Raw genomic sequence first — 17,149 nt, 5'->3', positions numbered from 1 at the left:
ATAGCCGACGCTTCTATCGCCACGCTTCTTCAATAGCAGTTTTGTGCACCGGTCGTAATAAATCAATTCACCTACGAACAGATAAGAAAAATTTGCGAAATCGCGAAAACGAACTAGCGTAAAAACTCCATGCGATACGCATTATTTCAGTTTGATCTGACCGAAGCCTCTGGACAGGGCTTTTCCGGTAATACCGTTATGCCTGGGAAAGATTCATAAGTCTTTCATTAACAATGGAATGTGCCCATGCACTGATCTATGTCAGCTGATTGAATTGCTAACAGAATTAATCTGTTGTCTCTCTTCTCCTGCATTGGAGTCATGCGATGTCTGAATCACCCGGAAAACTGAAACTCGGTGCACTTGTTGCGTTGGTTGTCGGCTCAATGATTGGTGGGGGGATTTTCTCTCTGCCCCAGAACATGGCCGCCAGCGCCGACGTTGGCGCTGTGCTGATCGGTTGGGCTATCACCGCGGTCGGCATGCTGACCCTGGCCTTCGTCTTTCAAACCCTTGCCAATCGCAAGCCTGACCTGGACGGAGGTGTTTACGCCTACGCCAAGGCCGGTTTCGGCGACTACATGGGTTTCTCATCCGCCTGGGGTTACTGGATCAGTGCCTGGCTGGGCAACGTCGGCTACTTCGTCCTGCTGTTCAGCACCTTGGGTTATTTTTTTCCGATCTTTGGCGAAGGCAACACCGTTGCTGCCGTGATCGGCGCATCCGTGCTGCTTTGGGCCGTGCACTTCCTGGTGCTGCGCGGAATCAAGGAAGCGGCGTTCATCAACCTGGTGACCACCGTCGCCAAGGTCGTGCCACTGGTGCTGTTCGTTCTGATCGCTGTTTTCGCGTTCAAACTGGACATCTTCACCGCTGACATCTGGGGTGTGAAAAACCCGGACCTGGGCAGCGTGATGAACCAGGTGCGCAAGATGATGCTGGTGACTGTCTGGGTGTTCATCGGCATCGAAGGCGCGAGCATCTTCTCGGCCCGCGCAGAAAAACGCAGCGACGTTGGTAAAGCCACCGTGATTGGTTTCATCACCGTGCTGTTGTTCCTGGTGCTGGTGAACGTGCTGTCGCTGGGCATCATGACTCAACCGGAACTGGCCAAACTGCAGAACCCGTCGATGGCCGCGGTGCTGGAGCACGTGGTCGGTCACTGGGGCGCGGTGTTGATCAGCGTTGGTCTCATCATTTCCCTGCTCGGTGCGCTGCTGTCGTGGGTGCTGCTGTGTGCGGAGATCATGTTCGCCGCCGCCAAGGACCACACCATGCCGGCCTTCCTGCGCAAGGAAAACGCCAACCACGTGCCGGTCAACGCCTTGTGGCTGACCAACGCGATGGTGCAGCTGTTCCTGATCATCACGCTGTTTTCGGCCAGCACTTACCTGTCGCTGATCTACCTCGCCACCTCGATGATTCTGGTGCCTTACCTGTGGTCGGCGGCTTACGCACTGTTACTGGCGGTGCGCGGCGAGAGCTATGAAAACGCCGCGGCCGAACGCCGCAAAGACCTGTTCATCGGCGCCGTCGCATTGATTTACGCGATCTGGTTGATCTATGCCGGCGGGGTCAAATACCTGCTGCTGTCTGCCCTGCTCTATGCCCCCGGCGTGATCCTGTTCGCCAAGGCCAAGCTCGAACTCAACAAACCGGTTTTCACCAACGTCGAGAAGCTGATTTTTGCTGCGGTGGTCGTGGGCGCCCTGGTGGCGGCTTACGGACTGTACGACGGCTTCCTGACCCTCTGACTCGTTGTAACTGGAGGAACACTGTAATGACCACGGAAAAAGTTAAGTACGGCGTCCATTCCGAAGCTGGCAAACTGCGCAAAGTCATGGTTTGCTCCCCCGGCCTGGCCCACCAGCGGTTGACGCCGAACAACTGCGACGAACTGCTTTTCGATGATGTGCTGTGGGTTGCCCAGGCCAAGCGTGACCATTTCGACTTCGTCACCAAAATGCGTGAACGCAACATCGACGTGCTGGAAATGCACAATCTGCTGACCGACATCGTCGCGATTCCCGAAGCGCTGGACTGGATTCTGGAACGCAAGGTCACCGCCAACTCTGTCGGCCTCGGTCTGATCAATGAAGTGGGTTCGTGGCTGCGTAGCCTGGAACCACGCAAAATCGCTGAATTTCTGATCGGCGGTGTGTCCGCCGATGACCTGCCGGACAGTTTCGGCGGCAAGACCATCCAGATGTTCCGCGACTTCCTCGGCCACTCCAGCTTCATTCTGCCGCCGCTGCCCAACACCCAGTTCACCCGCGACACCACCTGCTGGATCTACGGTGGCGTGACGCTGAACCCGATGTACTGGCCGGCACGTCGCCAGGAAACCTTGCTGGCCACCGCCATCTACAAGTTCCATCCGCAGTTCACCAACGCCGACTTCGAAATCTGGTACGGCGACCCGGACCAGGACCATGGCAGCGCCACCCTCGAAGGCGGCGACGTCATGCCGATCGGCAATGGTGTGGTGTTGATCGGTATGGGCGAGCGTTCCTCCCGTCAGGCCATCGGGCAACTGGCGGTGAACCTGTTCAAGAACAAGGCTGTGGAAAAAGTAATCGTCGCCGGGCTGCCCAAGTCCCGCGCGGCGATGCACCTGGACACCGTGTTCAGCTTCTGCGACCGCGATCTGGTGACCATCTTCCCGGAAGTGGTGAACCAGATCGTCGCCTTCACCCTGCGTCCTGACGAAAGCAAACCGGGTGGCATCGACATCCGCCGCGAAGAAACCAACTTCCTCGACACCGTGGCCAAAGCCCTCAATCTCAAAGCATTGCGCGTTGTGGAAACCGGCGGCAACAGCTTCGCCGCTGAACGCGAGCAGTGGGACGACGGCAACAATGTGGTGGCCGTGGAGCCTGGCGTGGTCATCGGTTATGACCGCAACACCTACACCAACACCCTGCTGCGCAAGGCCGGTATCGAAGTCATCACCATCAGCGCCGGCGAACTGGGACGCGGGCGTGGCGGCGGCCACTGCATGACCTGCCCGATCATTCGCGACCCTATCGACTACTAATTTTGGGAGATTGAAAATGGCTTTCAACATGCGCAACCGCAGCCTGCTCTCGCTGATGCACCACACCACTCGCGAGCTGAACTACCTACTGGACCTGTCTCGCGACCTCAAGCGCGCCAAGTACACCGGCACCGAGCGTCCGCACCTCAAAGGCAAGAATATCGCGCTGATCTTCGAAAAAACCTCGACCCGCACCCGTTGCGCGTTCGAAGTGGCGGCCCATGACCAGGGCGCCCACGTCACCTACATCGACCCGGTGTCGTCCCAGATCGGCCACAAGGAAAGCATGAAAGACACCGCCCGCGTACTGGGGCGGATGTTCGATGCCATCGAGTACCGTGGCTTCGAGCAGGAAATCGTCGAAGAGCTGGCCAAGTTCGCCGGCGTTCCAGTGTTCAACGGTTTGACCGCTGAATTCCACCCGACGCAAATGATCGCCGACACCCTGACCATGCGCGAACACAGTGACAAACCGCTGCATGACATCAGCTACGCCTACCTCGGCGACGCGCGTTACAACATGGGCAACTCGCTGCTGATGATCGGCGCCAAACTGGGCATGGACGTGCGCATTGCCGCGCCGAAAGCGCTGTGGCCGCACGCGGATTTCATCGCCGAATGCAAAGGCTTCGCCGAAGACAGCGGCGCACGCATCACCATCACCGAAGACCCGAAAGAAGCGGTCAAAGGCGTGGACTTCATTCACACCGATATCTGGGTGTCGATGGGTGAGCCAGTGGAAGCGTGGGACGAACGCATCGAGCAGTTGCTGCCGTACCAGGTCAACGCGGACATGATGAAAGCGTCAGGCAACCCGCGCGTGAAATTCATGCACTGTCTGCCGGCATTCCACAACAGCGAAACCAAGGTCGGCAAGGACATCGCCGCGCGGTATCCGAACCTGGCCAATGGCGTCGAGGTGACTGAAGAAGTCTTCGAATCGCCGGCCAACATCGCCTTCGAGCAAGCGGAAAACCGCATGCACACCATCAAGGCGATTCTGGTGTCGGCACTGGCGGATATTTAACGGCTCAACCGGATCGCCAGGCTGGAACAAGGCCTCTGTGGGAGCGAGCTTGCTCGCGATAGCGGAGTAACAGTCAACATCTCTGTTGAATGTGAAATGGTCATCGCGAGCAAGCTCGCTCCCACATTGACCGAGTACCTGCAGGGCGACCGAGCCGCTCGCAATTTCTCAGCTTTGGAAGGACTGAATCATGCGTATCGTCGTTGCTCTGGGCGGTAACGCCCTGCTCCGCCGGGGTGAACCCATGACCGCGGACAATCAACGCGCCAACATCCGGATCGCCACCGAACAAATCGCCAAGATCCATGCCGGCAACGAATTGGTGATCGCCCACGGCAATGGCCCACAAGTCGGCCTGCTGTCGCTGCAAGCGGCGGCCTACACCTCGGTTTCGCCTTACCCGCTGGACGTACTCGGGGCCGAAACCGAAGGCATGATCGGCTACATCATCGAACAGGAACTGGGCAACCTGCTGGACTTCGAAGTGCCCTTCGCCACGCTCCTGACCCAGGTCGAAGTCGACGCCAACGACCCGGCCTTTCAGAACCCGACCAAACCCATCGGCCCGGTGTACACCAAAGCCGAAGCGGAAAAACTCGCCGCCGAAAAAGGCTGGGCGATTGCCCCGGACGGCGACAAATTCCGTCGCGTGGTGGCCAGCCCGAGACCGAAACGCATCTTCGAAATCCGCCCGATCAAATGGCTGCTGGAAAAAGGCAGCATCGTGATCTGTGCCGGTGGCGGCGGCATCCCGACGATGTATGGCGCTCACGGCAAGCTGCAAGGCATTGAAGCTGTGATCGACAAGGACCTGTGCTCGGCGCTGCTGGCCGAACAGCTGGAAAGCGATCTGCTGGTGATCGCCACTGACGTCAACGCCGCCTTCATCGATTTCGGCAAACCGACCCAGAAAGCCATTGCCCAGGCGCACCCGGACGAGATGGAACGACTCGGCTTCGCCGCCGGCTCCATGGGACCGAAGGTCCAGGCGGCCTGTGAATTCGCCCGCCATACTGGAAAAGTTGCAGTGATCGGTTCACTCTCGGACATCGAAGCGATCGTCCAGGGCAAGGCCGGCACGCGGATCAGTACGGCAACACCTGGCATAACTTATTTATAAGGAGAACCGTCTATGGCAACGTTCGAGCCCGGTCACTTGCACATTGAGCGCCACGCGCTGACCGATGACGATGTCAACTACAACGTATGCATCGACTATGAAGTCACTCAGGATCCCAAGGAAGGCAAAGGGATGTTGTTCACCATGCATGGCAACATTCAGGGCAAGGACATGAAGGAATCATTCTTCCTGCCCAAGGATCAGGCCTACAACTTCGCCAGCAACGTGACGAAAATCGCCGAGAAGTACGGCATTCCGAAGACACACAGCCAGATCGGCTCGATCCACAAGAACTACGATGCAATGTTCGAAGATGTGCGGGTCCAGCTGAACATGAAATCCGGTGACCCGGTAAAACCCGAGCATCTGGAATAATCCGGTTCTACTGTCGATGCTGAACCTGTGGGAGCGAGCTTGCTCGCGATGACGGACTGACAGTCACTATGGACGCCGACTGATACACCGCTATCGCGAGCAAGCTCGCTCCCACAGGGGGTGTGCATGTCGCCCAAGACCTGTGCCAGATTTCACCTTACGCCCGCCCCAAGGCATACTTGCCACCTCCCGCACTCCAGAACCAAACCGCCCCATGCGTATCCACGTCAGCTTCATCGACCGCGTCGGCATCACCCAGGAAGTCCTGGCCTTGCTCGGTGGGCGCAATCTCAATCTGGATGCGGTGGAAATGGTTCCACCCAACGTCTACATCGACGCCCCGACCCTCAGTGCCGAGGTGCTCGAAGAGTTGCACGATGCGTTGCTCAGCGTGCGCGGTGTGCAAGCGATGACGGTGGTCGATATCCTCCCCGGTCAGCGCCGGCACTTGCAGCTCGATGCATTGCTGGCGGCGATGACCGATCCGGTGTTGGCACTGGACAGCGCCGGCAAGGTGCTATTGGCCAATCCGGCACTGATCGCCCTGTACGGGCGTGAACCGGCCGGTGAAAGTGTGGCGGATCTGTTTGCTGATCCCGCCCTGCTCGACACCCTGCTGGAACACGGCTTTCGCTTGCCGCTGCGCGAGATCACCGTCAACGGCCAGACCCTGCTGCTGGACGCCACGCCGATCACCGATGCCGGCGCGCTGCTGACGCTGTATCAACCGAACCGCATCGGTGAACGTCTTTCGGCGCTACATCACGACCATGCCGAAGGGTTCGACGCGTTGCTTGGCGAATCCCCGGCGATTCGCACCCTCAAGGCCCGCGCACAACGTGTAGCGGCGCTTGATGCGCCCTTGTTGATTCAGGGCGAAACCGGCACCGGCAAAGAACTGGTGGCCCGCGCCTGTCACGCCATCAGCGCCCGGCACAGTTCGCCCTTTCTGGCGCTCAACTGCGCGGCATTGCCGGAGAACCTCGCCGAAAGCGAACTGTTCGGCTATGCACCCGGCGCCTTCACCGGCGCGCAACGGGGCGGCAAACCGGGGCTGATGGAACTGGCTAACCAGGGCACGGTGTTTCTCGATGAAATCGGCGAAATGTCGCCGTACTTACAGGCGAAACTGCTGCGGTTCCTCAATGATGGCAGCTTCCGGCGTGTGGGCGGCGATCGGGAGGTGAAGGTCAACGTGCGGATTCTTAGCGCCACGCACCGCGATCTGGAAAAAATGGTCAGCGAAGGCACGTTCCGTGAAGACCTCTTCTATCGCCTCAACGTCCTGAACGTCGAAGTCCCGCCGCTGCGCGAACGTGGCCAGGACATTCTGCTGCTGGCCCGTTATTTCATGCAGCAGGCCTGTGCGCAGATTCAGCGACCGGTGTGTCGTCTGGCTCCGGGCACTTATCCGGCGCTGCTGGGCAACCGCTGGCCAGGCAACGTGCGGCAACTGCAGAATGTGATCTTCCGCGCCGCCGCGATTTGCGAAAGCAGTCTGGTGGACATCGGCGACCTCGACATCGCCGGCACGTCCGTGGCGCGTCAGAGCGACAACGACGTCGACAGCCTTGAGCAGGCAATGGAAGAGTACGAAAAGACCTTGCTGGAAAAACTCTACGTCAGCTACCCCTCGACCCGGCAGTTGGCCAGCCGCCTGCAAACCTCCCACACCGCGATCGCCCATCGGTTGCGCAAGTACGGCATTCCGAGTAAGCCTTAAGCCTTACTCGTTCAAATTGTGGGAGCGGGCTTGCGCGCGAATGCGGTTGGTCAGTCCCAACAATGTTGTATGACCCACCGCATTCGCGAGCAAGCCCGCTCCCACAGGTTTTGTGTACAGCCTGAACCCTGCTTAAAAGCGACCTCCATCTGTACTGAAAGCGCTACAGTGGAACGATATCACTACACGCCTCTCTGATCACTGCTGTGCAAGGCTTTGATCCACCTAAGCTTTTTTCTCTCCTTCAAGGTGTAGCGATTTCGCTACAACCATCAATTCCCCTTCCGTCACTACAACACTCAAATTATTGATTTATAACAATAAATTTACATTGGCAGCGATCTTGCTAAGCAACATCCCCATAAAGCAGGGCTTTGCCCAAGCATTCAATCGCGTCCACCAGACGAGTCTGGCCCCTTAGGAGTTTCCATGAGCGAGTTGCGTTTTACTGAAGATCACGAATGGCTGCGCACCGAAGCTGACGGCAGCGTTACTGTCGGCATCACTGCTTTCGCGCAGAACGCCCTGGGCGACGTGGTTTTCGTACAACTGCCTGAGCTGCAGTCCTACGAAAAAGGCGCAGAAGCCGCCACCGTGGAATCGGTAAAAGCCGCCAGCGGCGTGTACATGCCACTCGATGGTGAAGTGCTGGAAGTGAACCCGGCGCTGGACAGCAGCCCTGAACTGGTCAACGAAGATCCACTGGGCGAAGGCTGGTTCTTCCGCTTTCAGCCAACCGACGCCTCGGCTGTCGCCAAACTGCTCGATCAAGACGCCTACGACCGTCTGATCAAAGCCAACGCCGAAGCCTGAGGAGCCACCATGACTATCAATCTCAGCACTGCCAACGAATTCATCGCTCGCCACATCGGCCCGCGCGCCGGCGATGAGCAAGCAATGCTCAACAGCCTCGGTTTCGACTCCCTGGAAGCCCTGAGCGCCAGCGTCATTCCGGAAAGCATCAAAGGCACCAGCGTTCTGGGCATGGACGACGGCTTGAGCGAAGCCGATGCCCTGGCGATGATCAAATCCATCGCCGGCAAAAACCAGCTGTTCAATACTTACATTGGCCAAGGCTATTACGGCACGCACACGCCGTCGCCGATCCTGCGCAACCTGCTGGAAAACCCGGCCTGGTACACCGCGTACACCCCGTACCAGCCAGAAATTTCCCAGGGCCGTCTCGAAGCGCTGCTGAATTTCCAGACCCTGATCAGCGACCTCACCGGCCTGCCGATCGCCAACGCCTCGCTGCTCGATGAAGCGACCGCCGCTGCCGAAGCGATGACCTTCTGCAAACGCCTGAGCAAGAACAAGGGCAGCCACGCGTTCTTCGCGTCGGTTCATTGCCACCCGCAAACCCTTGATGTGCTGCGCACCCGTGCCGAACCACTGGGCATCGATGTAGTCGTCGGCGACGAGCTTGAACTGACTGACGTGACGCCGTTCTTCGGCGCCCTGCTGCAATACCCGGCGAGCAATGGTGACCTGTTCGACTACCGCGAACTCACCGAACGCTTCCACGCCGCCAACGCACTGGTAGCGGTTGCCGCTGACCTGTTGGCCCTGACCGTGCTGACCCCACCGGGCGAGTTCGGCGCCGACGTGGCCATCGGCAGCGCGCAACGCTTCGGTGTACCGCTGGGCTTCGGTGGCCCGCACGCGGCGTACTTCTCCACCAAAGATGCGTTCAAGCGCGACATGCCGGGCCGTCTGGTTGGTGTCTCCGTGGACCGTTTCGGCAAGCCGGCCCTGCGTCTGGCGATGCAGACCCGCGAGCAACATATCCGTCGCGAAAAAGCCACCAGTAACATCTGCACCGCGCAGGTGCTGTTGGCCAACATCGCCAGCATGTACGCCGTGTATCACGGCCCGAAAGGCCTGACGCAGATTGCCAACCGCATTCATCACCTGACCGCGATTCTGGCCAAGGGTTTGAGCGCACTGGGCCTGACCGTCGAGCAAAGCAGCTTCTTCGACACCCTGACCCTGAACACCGGCGCTGACACCGCCAAACTGCACGACAAGGCTCGCGCGCAACAGATCAACCTGCGTGTGGTCGATACCGATCGTCTGGGCTTGTCCCTCGACGAAACGACTTCGCAAGCTGACGTCGAAACGCTGTGGGCTTTGCTCACCGACGGCAAGGCGCTGCCTGATTTCGCTGCCATCGCCGCTTCAGTCGTTAGCGCGATCCCGGCCGCTCTGGTTCGCCAATCGCCAATCCTCAGCCACCCGGTGTTCAACCGTTATCACTCGGAAACCGAGCTGATGCGCTACCTGCGCAAGCTCGCCGACAAGGACCTGGCCCTGGATCGCACCATGATCCCGCTGGGTTCCTGCACCATGAAACTCAACGCCGCCAGCGAAATGATCCCGGTGACCTGGGCTGAATTCGGTGCCCTGCACCCGTTCGCACCGGCCGAGCAAAGCGCCGGTTACCAGCAACTGACCGATGAACTGGAAGCGATGCTCTGCGCTGCCACCGGTTATGACTCGATCTCGCTGCAACCGAACGCCGGTTCGCAAGGTGAATACGCCGGTCTGCTGGCAATCCGTGCTTATCACCAGAGCCGTGGCGAAGACCGTCGCGACATCTGCCTGATCCCGTCCTCCGCCCACGGCACCAACCCGGCCACCGCCAACATGGCTGGCATGCGTGTGGTCGTAACGGCTTGCGATGCCCGTGGCAACGTTGACATCGAAGACCTGCGCGCCAAGGCGATCGAGCACCGCGAACACCTCGCCGCGCTGATGATCACCTATCCGTCGACCCACGGCGTGTTCGAAGAAGGTATCCGCGAAATCTGCGGCATCATTCATGACAACGGCGGCCAGGTGTACATCGACGGCGCCAACATGAACGCGATGGTCGGCCTCTGCGCACCGGGCAAGTTCGGCGGCGACGTGTCGCACCTGAACCTGCACAAAACCTTCTGCATCCCTCACGGTGGTGGCGGCCCGGGCGTCGGCCCGATTGGCGTCAAATCGCACCTGACCCCGTTCCTGCCGGGCCATGCCCAGATGGAGCGCAAGGAAGGCGCGGTCTGCGCAGCACCGTTCGGCAGCGCGAGCATTTTGCCGATCACTTGGATGTACATTCGAATGATGGGTGGCGCGGGTCTCAAGCGTGCTTCGCAACTGGCGATCCTGAATGCCAACTACATTTCCCGTCGCCTCGAAGAGCACTATCCAGTGCTGTACACCGGCAGCAATGGCCTGGTGGCGCACGAGTGCATCCTCGACCTGCGTCCATTGAAAGACAGCAGCGGCATCAGCGTCGATGACGTCGCAAAGCGTCTGATCGACTTCGGTTTCCACGCGCCCACCATGTCGTTCCCGGTGGCTGGCACGCTGATGATCGAGCCGACCGAAAGCGAATCCAAGGAAGAACTGGACCGCTTCTGCGACGCCATGATCCGCATCCGCGAAGAAATCCGCGCAGTGGAAAACGGCACCCTGGACAAAGACGACAACCCGCTGAAAAACGCTCCGCACACCGCACAGGAAATCGTTGGCGAGTGGACGCACCCGTACAGCCGCGAGCAAGCTGTATATCCAGTCGCGTCGCTGATCGAAGGCAAGTACTGGCCACCGGTCGGTCGCGTCGACAATGTCTTCGGCGACCGCAACCTCGTCTGCGCCTGCCCGTCGATCGAAAGCTACGCTTAAACCAATGGGGGCGGTTTCACTCGCCCCCTCAAGAACACCGCATATCCCCTTGTGGGAGCGGGCTTGCTCGCGAAAGCGGTGAATCAGGCAACTTTGATGGTGACTGACCCACCGCTTTCGCGAGCAAGCCCGCTCCCACAGGGATCTGTTTGAAACATCAGGTCCCGCCATCCCAAAACAAGAAACCGGAGAACAACTCATGTCGTTAAGCGTGTTCGACCTGTTCAAGATTGGCATCGGCCCCTCCAGCTCCCACACCGTCGGCCCGATGCGCGCCGCTGCGCGTTTTGTCGAAGGCTTGCGCCGTGAAGGGCTGCTGGCCGCCACCACCTGCGTCAAAGTCGAGCTCTATGGCTCACTCGGCGCCACCGGCAAAGGACACGGCAGTGACAAGGCTGTGCTGCTGGGCCTGGAAGGTGAACACCCGGACACTGTGAACACCGAAACCGTCGCCGCCCGCCTGCAAGACATTCGTGGCAACGGTCGCTTGAACCTGCTCGGCGAACACAGCATTGCGTTCAACGAGAAAGAACATCTGGCGATGATCCGCAAACCGCTTGCCTATCACCCTAACGGCATGATCTTTCGCGCGTTCGATGCAGCCGGTCTGCAGATCCGCAGTCGTGAGTACTACTCGGTCGGCGGCGGTTTCGTGGTCGATGAAGACGCCGCTGGCGCCGACCGCATTGTCGAGGATGCCACGCCCCTGACCTTCCCGTTCAAAAGCGCCAAAGACCTGCTCGGTCATTGCGCCACTTACGGCCTGTCCATCAGCCAGGTGATGCTGACCAACGAAAGTGCCTGGCGTCCGGAAGCGGAAACCCGCGCCGGACTGCTGAAAATCTGGCAAGTAATGCAGGATTGCGTCGACGCCGGCTGCCGTAACGAAGGCATTCTGCCCGGCGGGTTGAAGGTCAAACGGCGGGCGGCGGCGCTGCATCGGCAACTGTGCAAGAACCCGGAATCGTCGTTGCGCGATCCGCTGTCGGTGCTGGACTGGGTCAATCTGTACGCCCTGGCGGTCAATGAAGAAAACGCCAACGGCGGACGCGTGGTCACCGCGCCCACCAACGGTGCAGCGGGCATCGTCCCGGCGGTTTTGCATTACTACATGCGCTTCATCCCCGGCGCCAACGAAGACGGCGTCGTACGTTTTCTGCTGACGGCCGCCGCCATTGGCATTCTTTACAAAGAGAACGCCTCGATCTCCGGTGCCGAAGTCGGCTGTCAGGGTGAAGTCGGCGTGGCCTGCTCCATGGCGGCGGGCGCCTTGTGCGAGGTACTGGGCGGCACCGTGCAGCAAGTGGAAAACGCCGCCGAAATCGGTATGGAACACAACCTCGGCCTGACCTGCGATCCGATCGGCGGACTGGTGCAAGTGCCGTGTATCGAGCGCAACGCCATGGGTTCGGTGAAAGCCATCAATGCGGTGCGCATGGCCCTGCGTGGAGACGGTCAGCACTACGTTTCCCTCGACAAAGTCATCCGCACCATGCGCCAGACAGGCGCCGACATGAAAAGCAAATACAAGGAAACCGCCCGTGGCGGTTTGGCGGTCAACATTATCGAGTGCTGATGCGCGCTGATTGCATCTGCACACTTTTTCAGGAGCTGGATATGTCCACCGAACAATTGTCGAAAACTCCGTTGCACGCACTGCACATCGAACTCGGCGCCCGCATGGTGCCGTTTGCCGGCTACGACATGCCGGTGCAATACCCGTTGGGCGTGATGAAAGAGCACCAGCACACCCGTGATCAGGCCGGACTGTTCGATGTCTCGCACATGGGCCAGATCCGCCTGACCGGCGCCAATGCCGCCAAGGCATTGGAAACGCTGGTGCCGGTGGACATCATCGACCTGCCGGTGGGCATGCAGCGTTACGCCATGTTCACCCACTCGACCGGCGGCATCCTCGACGACCTGATGGTCGCCAACCTCGGTAACGACGAACTGTTCCTGGTGGTCAACGCAGCCTGCAAGGATCAGGACCTGGCGCACCTGCAGAAACACATCGGGGATCAGTGCGTGATCGAACCGTTGTTCGAAGAACGCGCACTGCTGGCCCTGCAAGGTCCGGCGGCAGTCACCGTGCTCGCGCGCCTGGCACCTGAAGTGGCCAAGATGACCTTCATGCAGTTCGCCCGTGTAAAACTGCTGGGTGTGGACTGCTTTGTCAGCCGCTCCGGGTACACCGGTGAAGACGGTTTCGAAATTTCGGTGCCCGCCGCCAACGCCGAAGCCCTGGCCCGCGCGCTGCTGGCCGAACCGGAAGTGGCTGCCATCGGCCTAGGCGCTCGTGACTCCCTGCGCCTGGAAGCCGGCTTGTGCCTCTACGGCCATGACATGAACACCGAAACCACCCCGATCGAAGCCAGCCTGTTGTGGGCCATCTCCAAGCCTCGTCGTGCCGATGGCGCGCGCGCCGGCGGCTTCCCCGGCGCAGAAACCGTGTTCGCCCAGCAGCAAGCCGGTGTCAGCCGTAAGCGCGTCGGCCTGTTGCCGCAGGAACGTACGCCGGTGCGCGAAGGTGCAGAAATCGTCAACGAAGCGGGCGACATCATTGGCACTGTGTGCAGCGGCGGGTTCGGCCCGACGTTGGGCGGCCCGTTGGCCATGGGTTACCTCGACAGCGCTTACATCGCCATCGACACGCCCGTTTGGGCGATCGTTCGTGGGAAAAAGGTGGCTTTGCTTGTAAGTAAAATGCCATTTGTTCCACAACGCTACTATCGTGGTTGATTGACTGTTTCTATAAGTAACGCGATTGCGTTAACAGTGCACTAATGTGTAACGCAACCGCCATAAAACAGTGCATCATTTTGGCTGTAAGCTTCATTTATGAACTTTGCTTATAACGATCGAAAACAATTGAACAACGCCAGTGAACAAGACTTCTCTAGTGGACCGACAAATACCACCAACCCGAGCAAAACCGGGCCTCTCACAGGGCTTGTTTTTTCTCCCGTAGTTGGCGTAGAGTTTGTTCACTGTGTTTGCATGGGTCGCTTGGAATCGTGACCTGGGCAGTAGCCTACAAGTTAGCTACATCCCGTTCGACGTCTTCTTACTCTCCTGCAACCAGCCCCAGTACTCTTTCATGAGAAGGAGGCTGTCATTAATTTTTGTGTCAAAGGAAATAAGAAATGTCCCAACGTCAGAGCGGTACCGTCAAGTGGTTTAACGACGAGAAAGGTTTTGGTTTTATCACTCCAGAAAGCGGCCCGGATCTGTTCGTGCATTTCCGCGCTATTCAGGGCAACGGCTTCAAGAGCCTGAAAGAAGGTCAGAAAGTGACCTTCATCGCCGTGCAAGGCCAGAAAGGCATGCAGGCTGACGAAGTACAAGCAGAAGCCTGACCTCCTGTTACGAAAAAGCCCCTGATGCTGACATCAGGGGCTTTTTTGTGCGCGTAAACCCGTAAAATGACTTCCTTTTTCGCCGAGACCTGCCATGTCGAAACACCTGCTCATACCACAGGGCGACTTTCCCGCCGCGACCCTGGGTCGTCGCCTGGCAGCGATGTTCTATGACTTCCTGTTGTGCACCGCTCTGCTGATCGTCACCAGCGGCCTTTACAAGATGATCCAGATGGCGATCATCGGCGAAGACAAAATGCGCACCTTGACCGAAGCCGGCGCGCTGGACGGTGATCCCTTGCTGTCGACGGTGTTGTTGTTCGTGCTGTTCGGCTTCTTTGCCAAGTTCTGGACCTGGTCTGGCCAAACCCTTGGCATGCAGGTGTGGGGCATTCGCGTGCAGAATGCCGATGGCTCGTCGATCAGCCTGTGGCAGGCGCTGCTGCGGTTTGTCGTGTCAATCGCATCCTTGCTGTGTGTGGGCCTTGGGTTCATCTGGTCGCTGTTCGATAAACAGAAACGCAGCTGGCACGACATGTATTCCAATACACAGCTGGTGCGGATTCCGAAGAAGATCAAATAACGCCCACAAAAAAAGATCGCAGCCTGCGGCAGCTCCTACAGAGAACGCATTCTCATGTAAAAGCTGCCGCAGGCTGCGATCTTTTGATTTTCGCTCTTAAGCGTTCCCGGCCAGCTTCATCCGCGCAGCCTGAGTGAAGTCGAGCATGCGCTTCAACGGCCGAATCGCCTGAGGAATCAATGCCGGATCGACAAAGATCTCATTCGCCCCCTCCTTCAAGCTCTTCAGGGTGCGCTCTAGCGTATTCATCGCCATCCACGGGCAGTGTGCGCAACTGCGGCACGCCGCGCCGTTACCCGCCGTCGGTGCCTCGATAAAGACTTTATCCGGGCAAAGCTGCTGCATCTTGTAGAAAATGCCGCGGTCGGTGGCGACGATAAGCGTCTTGTTCGGCAGGCTTTGTGCCGCAGCGATCAGCTGACTGGTGGAACCGACGGCGTCCGCCAGTTCAATCACCGAGGTTGGCGATTCCGGATGCACCAGAATCGCCGCATCCGGATACAGCGCCTTCATGTCTTCAAGCTGCTTGGACTTGAACTCTTCATGAACGATGCAGGCACCGTCCCATAGGAGCATGTCCGCGCCCGTCTTGCGCTGAATGTAGGTGCCCAGGTGCTTGTCCGGGCCCCAGATGATCGTCTCGCCGTTATCCATCAGGCTTTCGACGATTTCCAGCGCACAGCTTGAAGTCACAACCCAGTCCGCCCGGGCTTTAACGGCTGCTGATGTATTGGCATACACCACGACAGTGCGTTCCGGGTGCTGGTCGCAGAACGCCGAGAACTCTTCCACCGGACAACCCAGGTCCAGCGAGCAGGTCGCTTCCAGGGTCGGCATCAGCACGCGTTTTTCAGGGTTGAGGATTTTTGCGGTTTCGCCCATGAACTTCACACCGGCGACCACCACGGTCTTGGCCGGGTGAGCATTGCCGAAGCGGGCCATCTCCAGCGAGTCGGAGACACAGCCACCGGTTTCTTCGGCAAGCGCCTGAATGACCGGATCACAATAAAAGTGGGCAACCAGCACCGCGTCCTGAGCCTTGAGCTCGGCGGCGATGGCAGCACGGTAATAGGCCTCCTCTTCGACCGTCAGCGGCTTGGGCTGCTTGGCGTCGAGGTGGGCTTGAACCAGAAGGCGTTCGGAAATCTGCGTCATGTTCGCAAGACCTGCAGGCGCGTTCGCGCGAAAGTCGAGTATACACCCGGCTCCGGACCCTGCAGGGTACCGCCGGGAAAGTGGGTATTCATCAGGTACGGACAGCGTTGAAGCTGCGCAAGGCTACAGAATATCCCGTTGATGCAAAAGATGATTCTGACCTGTGTCACGCGGTGCAACCCCGAACGGGGTCGACCTTGAATCGCGGGCAAAAAAAAATCCGGAAATCCTCACTTGCGTGGGCCTTCCAGACTTTTAAAACTGCTACAAAAATGGTGGGTCGTGTGGGATTCGAACCTACGACCAATTGGTTAAAAGCCAACTGCTCTACCAACTGAGCTAACGACCCGCTGTGTGGTGGCGCGTATAATACTGATTTTTAAAGGTTATTCAACACCTTATTTGAAATAAATCAGAAATAAGGTGTTGGATCGCTGATTCCGGCCGCCGCAAAGCCCTCCGCACGCAATCTGCAGCTGTCGCATTTGCCGCATGCACGGCCATCATCGTCAGCTTGATAGCAGGAAACGGTCAGCCCGTAATTGACGCCCAGCTTTACACCCGCCTGGACGATCTGCGCCTTGCTCAGGTTTTGCAGCGGCGCCTGGATACGGAAGCCATTGCCTTCAACACCGGCCTTTGTCGCCAGGTTGGCCATGCGTTCGAAGGACTCGATGAACTCGGGGCGGCAATCCGGGTAACCGGAGTAATCGACGGCGTTCACGCCGATGAAGATGTCACGCGCGCCCAGCACTTCAGCCCAACCCAGCGCGAGGGACAGAAACACCGTATTGCGCGCCGGCACGTAAGTCACCGGAATGCCTTCGCCTGCCTCTTCCGGCACATCGATGCTACTGTCGGTCAGTGCCGAGCCACCGATGCCGTTCAGGTTCAGTCCGATCACCTTGTGTTCGACTACACCCAGATCCCGGGCAACACGCTCGGCGGCATGCAATTCGGCCTGGGACCGCTGACCGTAATCGAAACTCATGGTGTAGCAGTTGTAGCCTTCAGCACGGGCCATCGCCACAACCGTCGCGGAGTCGAGGCCGCCGGACAGCAGGATGACCGCGCGTTTTTCAGCAATATTCAGTTGTT

The 17,149-nt window shown here is 58.9% G+C and carries 14 protein-coding genes and 1 tRNA gene; 12 read left to right on the top strand and 3 right to left on the bottom strand.

Features of this window, described 5'->3' with window-relative positions; translation table 11 throughout:
* Positions 1 to 326 precede the first annotated feature (326 nt).
* The 12 genes from arcD to ACYZT9_RS07015 all read left to right on the top strand — a co-directional run bounded on the left by arcD (position 327) and on the right by ACYZT9_RS07015 (position 14,896).
* Positions 327 to 1,754 carry an arginine-ornithine antiporter gene (gene arcD / locus ACYZT9_RS07070; protein ID WP_462009155.1) on the top strand — a complete coding sequence of 476 codons (1,428 nt, stop codon included), beginning with the start codon at positions 327 to 329 and terminating at the stop codon, positions 1,752 to 1,754.
* Positions 1,755 to 1,780: 26 nt separating this feature from the next.
* Positions 1,781 to 3,037 (top strand): arginine deiminase, encoded by a 1,257-nt coding sequence (gene arcA / locus ACYZT9_RS07065; RefSeq protein WP_462009154.1) that lies wholly within the window; start codon positions 1,781 to 1,783, stop codon positions 3,035 to 3,037.
* Positions 3,038 to 3,053: 16 nt separating this feature from the next.
* Complete coding sequence (locus tag ACYZT9_RS07060) at positions 3,054 to 4,064, top strand: ornithine carbamoyltransferase (RefSeq protein WP_462009153.1); 1,011 nt, start codon at positions 3,054 to 3,056, stop codon at positions 4,062 to 4,064.
* Between the two features lie 190 nt (positions 4,065 to 4,254).
* Entirely contained in the window at positions 4,255 to 5,184 is a 930-nt protein-coding gene (gene arcC, locus ACYZT9_RS07055; protein WP_462009152.1) for a carbamate kinase, read from the top strand.
* Between the two features lie 12 nt (positions 5,185 to 5,196).
* On the top strand, positions 5,197 to 5,559 hold the full coding sequence (locus tag ACYZT9_RS07050) for a DUF5064 family protein (protein ID WP_462009151.1): 363 nt from the start codon (positions 5,197 to 5,199) through the stop codon (positions 5,557 to 5,559).
* A 214-nt stretch (positions 5,560 to 5,773) separates the two neighbouring features.
* Positions 5,774 to 7,282, top strand: coding sequence for a sigma-54-dependent transcriptional regulator (locus ACYZT9_RS07045; RefSeq protein WP_462009150.1), 1,509 nt, complete (start codon positions 5,774 to 5,776; stop codon positions 7,280 to 7,282).
* 429 nt (positions 7,283 to 7,711) lie between these two features.
* Positions 7,712 to 8,095, top strand: a complete 384-nt coding sequence (gene gcvH / locus ACYZT9_RS07040; protein ID WP_247291836.1) for a glycine cleavage system protein GcvH — start codon at positions 7,712 to 7,714, stop codon at positions 8,093 to 8,095.
* 9 nt (positions 8,096 to 8,104) lie between these two features.
* A complete protein-coding gene (gcvP, locus tag ACYZT9_RS07035; RefSeq protein WP_462009149.1) occupies positions 8,105 to 10,954 on the top strand; it encodes an aminomethyl-transferring glycine dehydrogenase in 2,850 nt (949 codons plus the stop codon).
* A 199-nt stretch (positions 10,955 to 11,153) separates the two neighbouring features.
* Positions 11,154 to 12,530 (top strand): L-serine ammonia-lyase, encoded by a 1,377-nt coding sequence (locus ACYZT9_RS07030; protein ID WP_462009148.1) that lies wholly within the window; start codon positions 11,154 to 11,156, stop codon positions 12,528 to 12,530.
* Between the two features lie 41 nt (positions 12,531 to 12,571).
* Positions 12,572 to 13,696 (top strand): glycine cleavage system aminomethyltransferase GcvT, encoded by a 1,125-nt coding sequence (gene gcvT, locus ACYZT9_RS07025; RefSeq protein WP_462009147.1) that lies wholly within the window; start codon positions 12,572 to 12,574, stop codon positions 13,694 to 13,696.
* 404 nt (positions 13,697 to 14,100) lie between these two features.
* Positions 14,101 to 14,313 (top strand): cold-shock protein, encoded by a 213-nt coding sequence (locus tag ACYZT9_RS07020; protein WP_007977299.1) that lies wholly within the window; start codon positions 14,101 to 14,103, stop codon positions 14,311 to 14,313.
* Positions 14,314 to 14,407: 94 nt separating this feature from the next.
* The gene (locus tag ACYZT9_RS07015; protein ID WP_462009146.1) at positions 14,408 to 14,896 is read left to right on the top strand and encodes an RDD family protein; all 489 of its coding nucleotides are present in this window, start codon (positions 14,408 to 14,410) and stop codon (positions 14,894 to 14,896) included.
* A gap of 96 nt (positions 14,897 to 14,992) precedes the next feature.
* Here the strand turns inward: ACYZT9_RS07015 and nadA are convergent, their stop codons facing one another.
* The 3 genes from nadA to queC all read right to left on the bottom strand — a co-directional run bounded on the left by nadA (position 14,993) and on the right by queC (position 17,138).
* Complete coding sequence (gene nadA, locus ACYZT9_RS07010) at positions 14,993 to 16,051, bottom strand: quinolinate synthase NadA (RefSeq protein WP_462009145.1); 1,059 nt, start codon at positions 16,049 to 16,051, stop codon at positions 14,993 to 14,995.
* A gap of 273 nt (positions 16,052 to 16,324) precedes the next feature.
* A tRNA-Lys gene (locus tag ACYZT9_RS07005) sits at positions 16,325 to 16,400 on the bottom strand.
* A 63-nt stretch (positions 16,401 to 16,463) separates the two neighbouring features.
* Positions 16,464 to 17,138, bottom strand: a complete 675-nt coding sequence (queC, locus tag ACYZT9_RS07000; RefSeq protein WP_462010168.1) for a 7-cyano-7-deazaguanine synthase QueC — start codon at positions 17,136 to 17,138, stop codon at positions 16,464 to 16,466.
* Positions 17,139 to 17,149: the final 11 nt, after the last annotated feature.

The sequence above is a fragment of the Pseudomonas sp. ZT5P21 genome (genome assembly GCF_054897785.1).
This window is presented reverse-complemented; position numbering and strand designations above follow the sequence as displayed.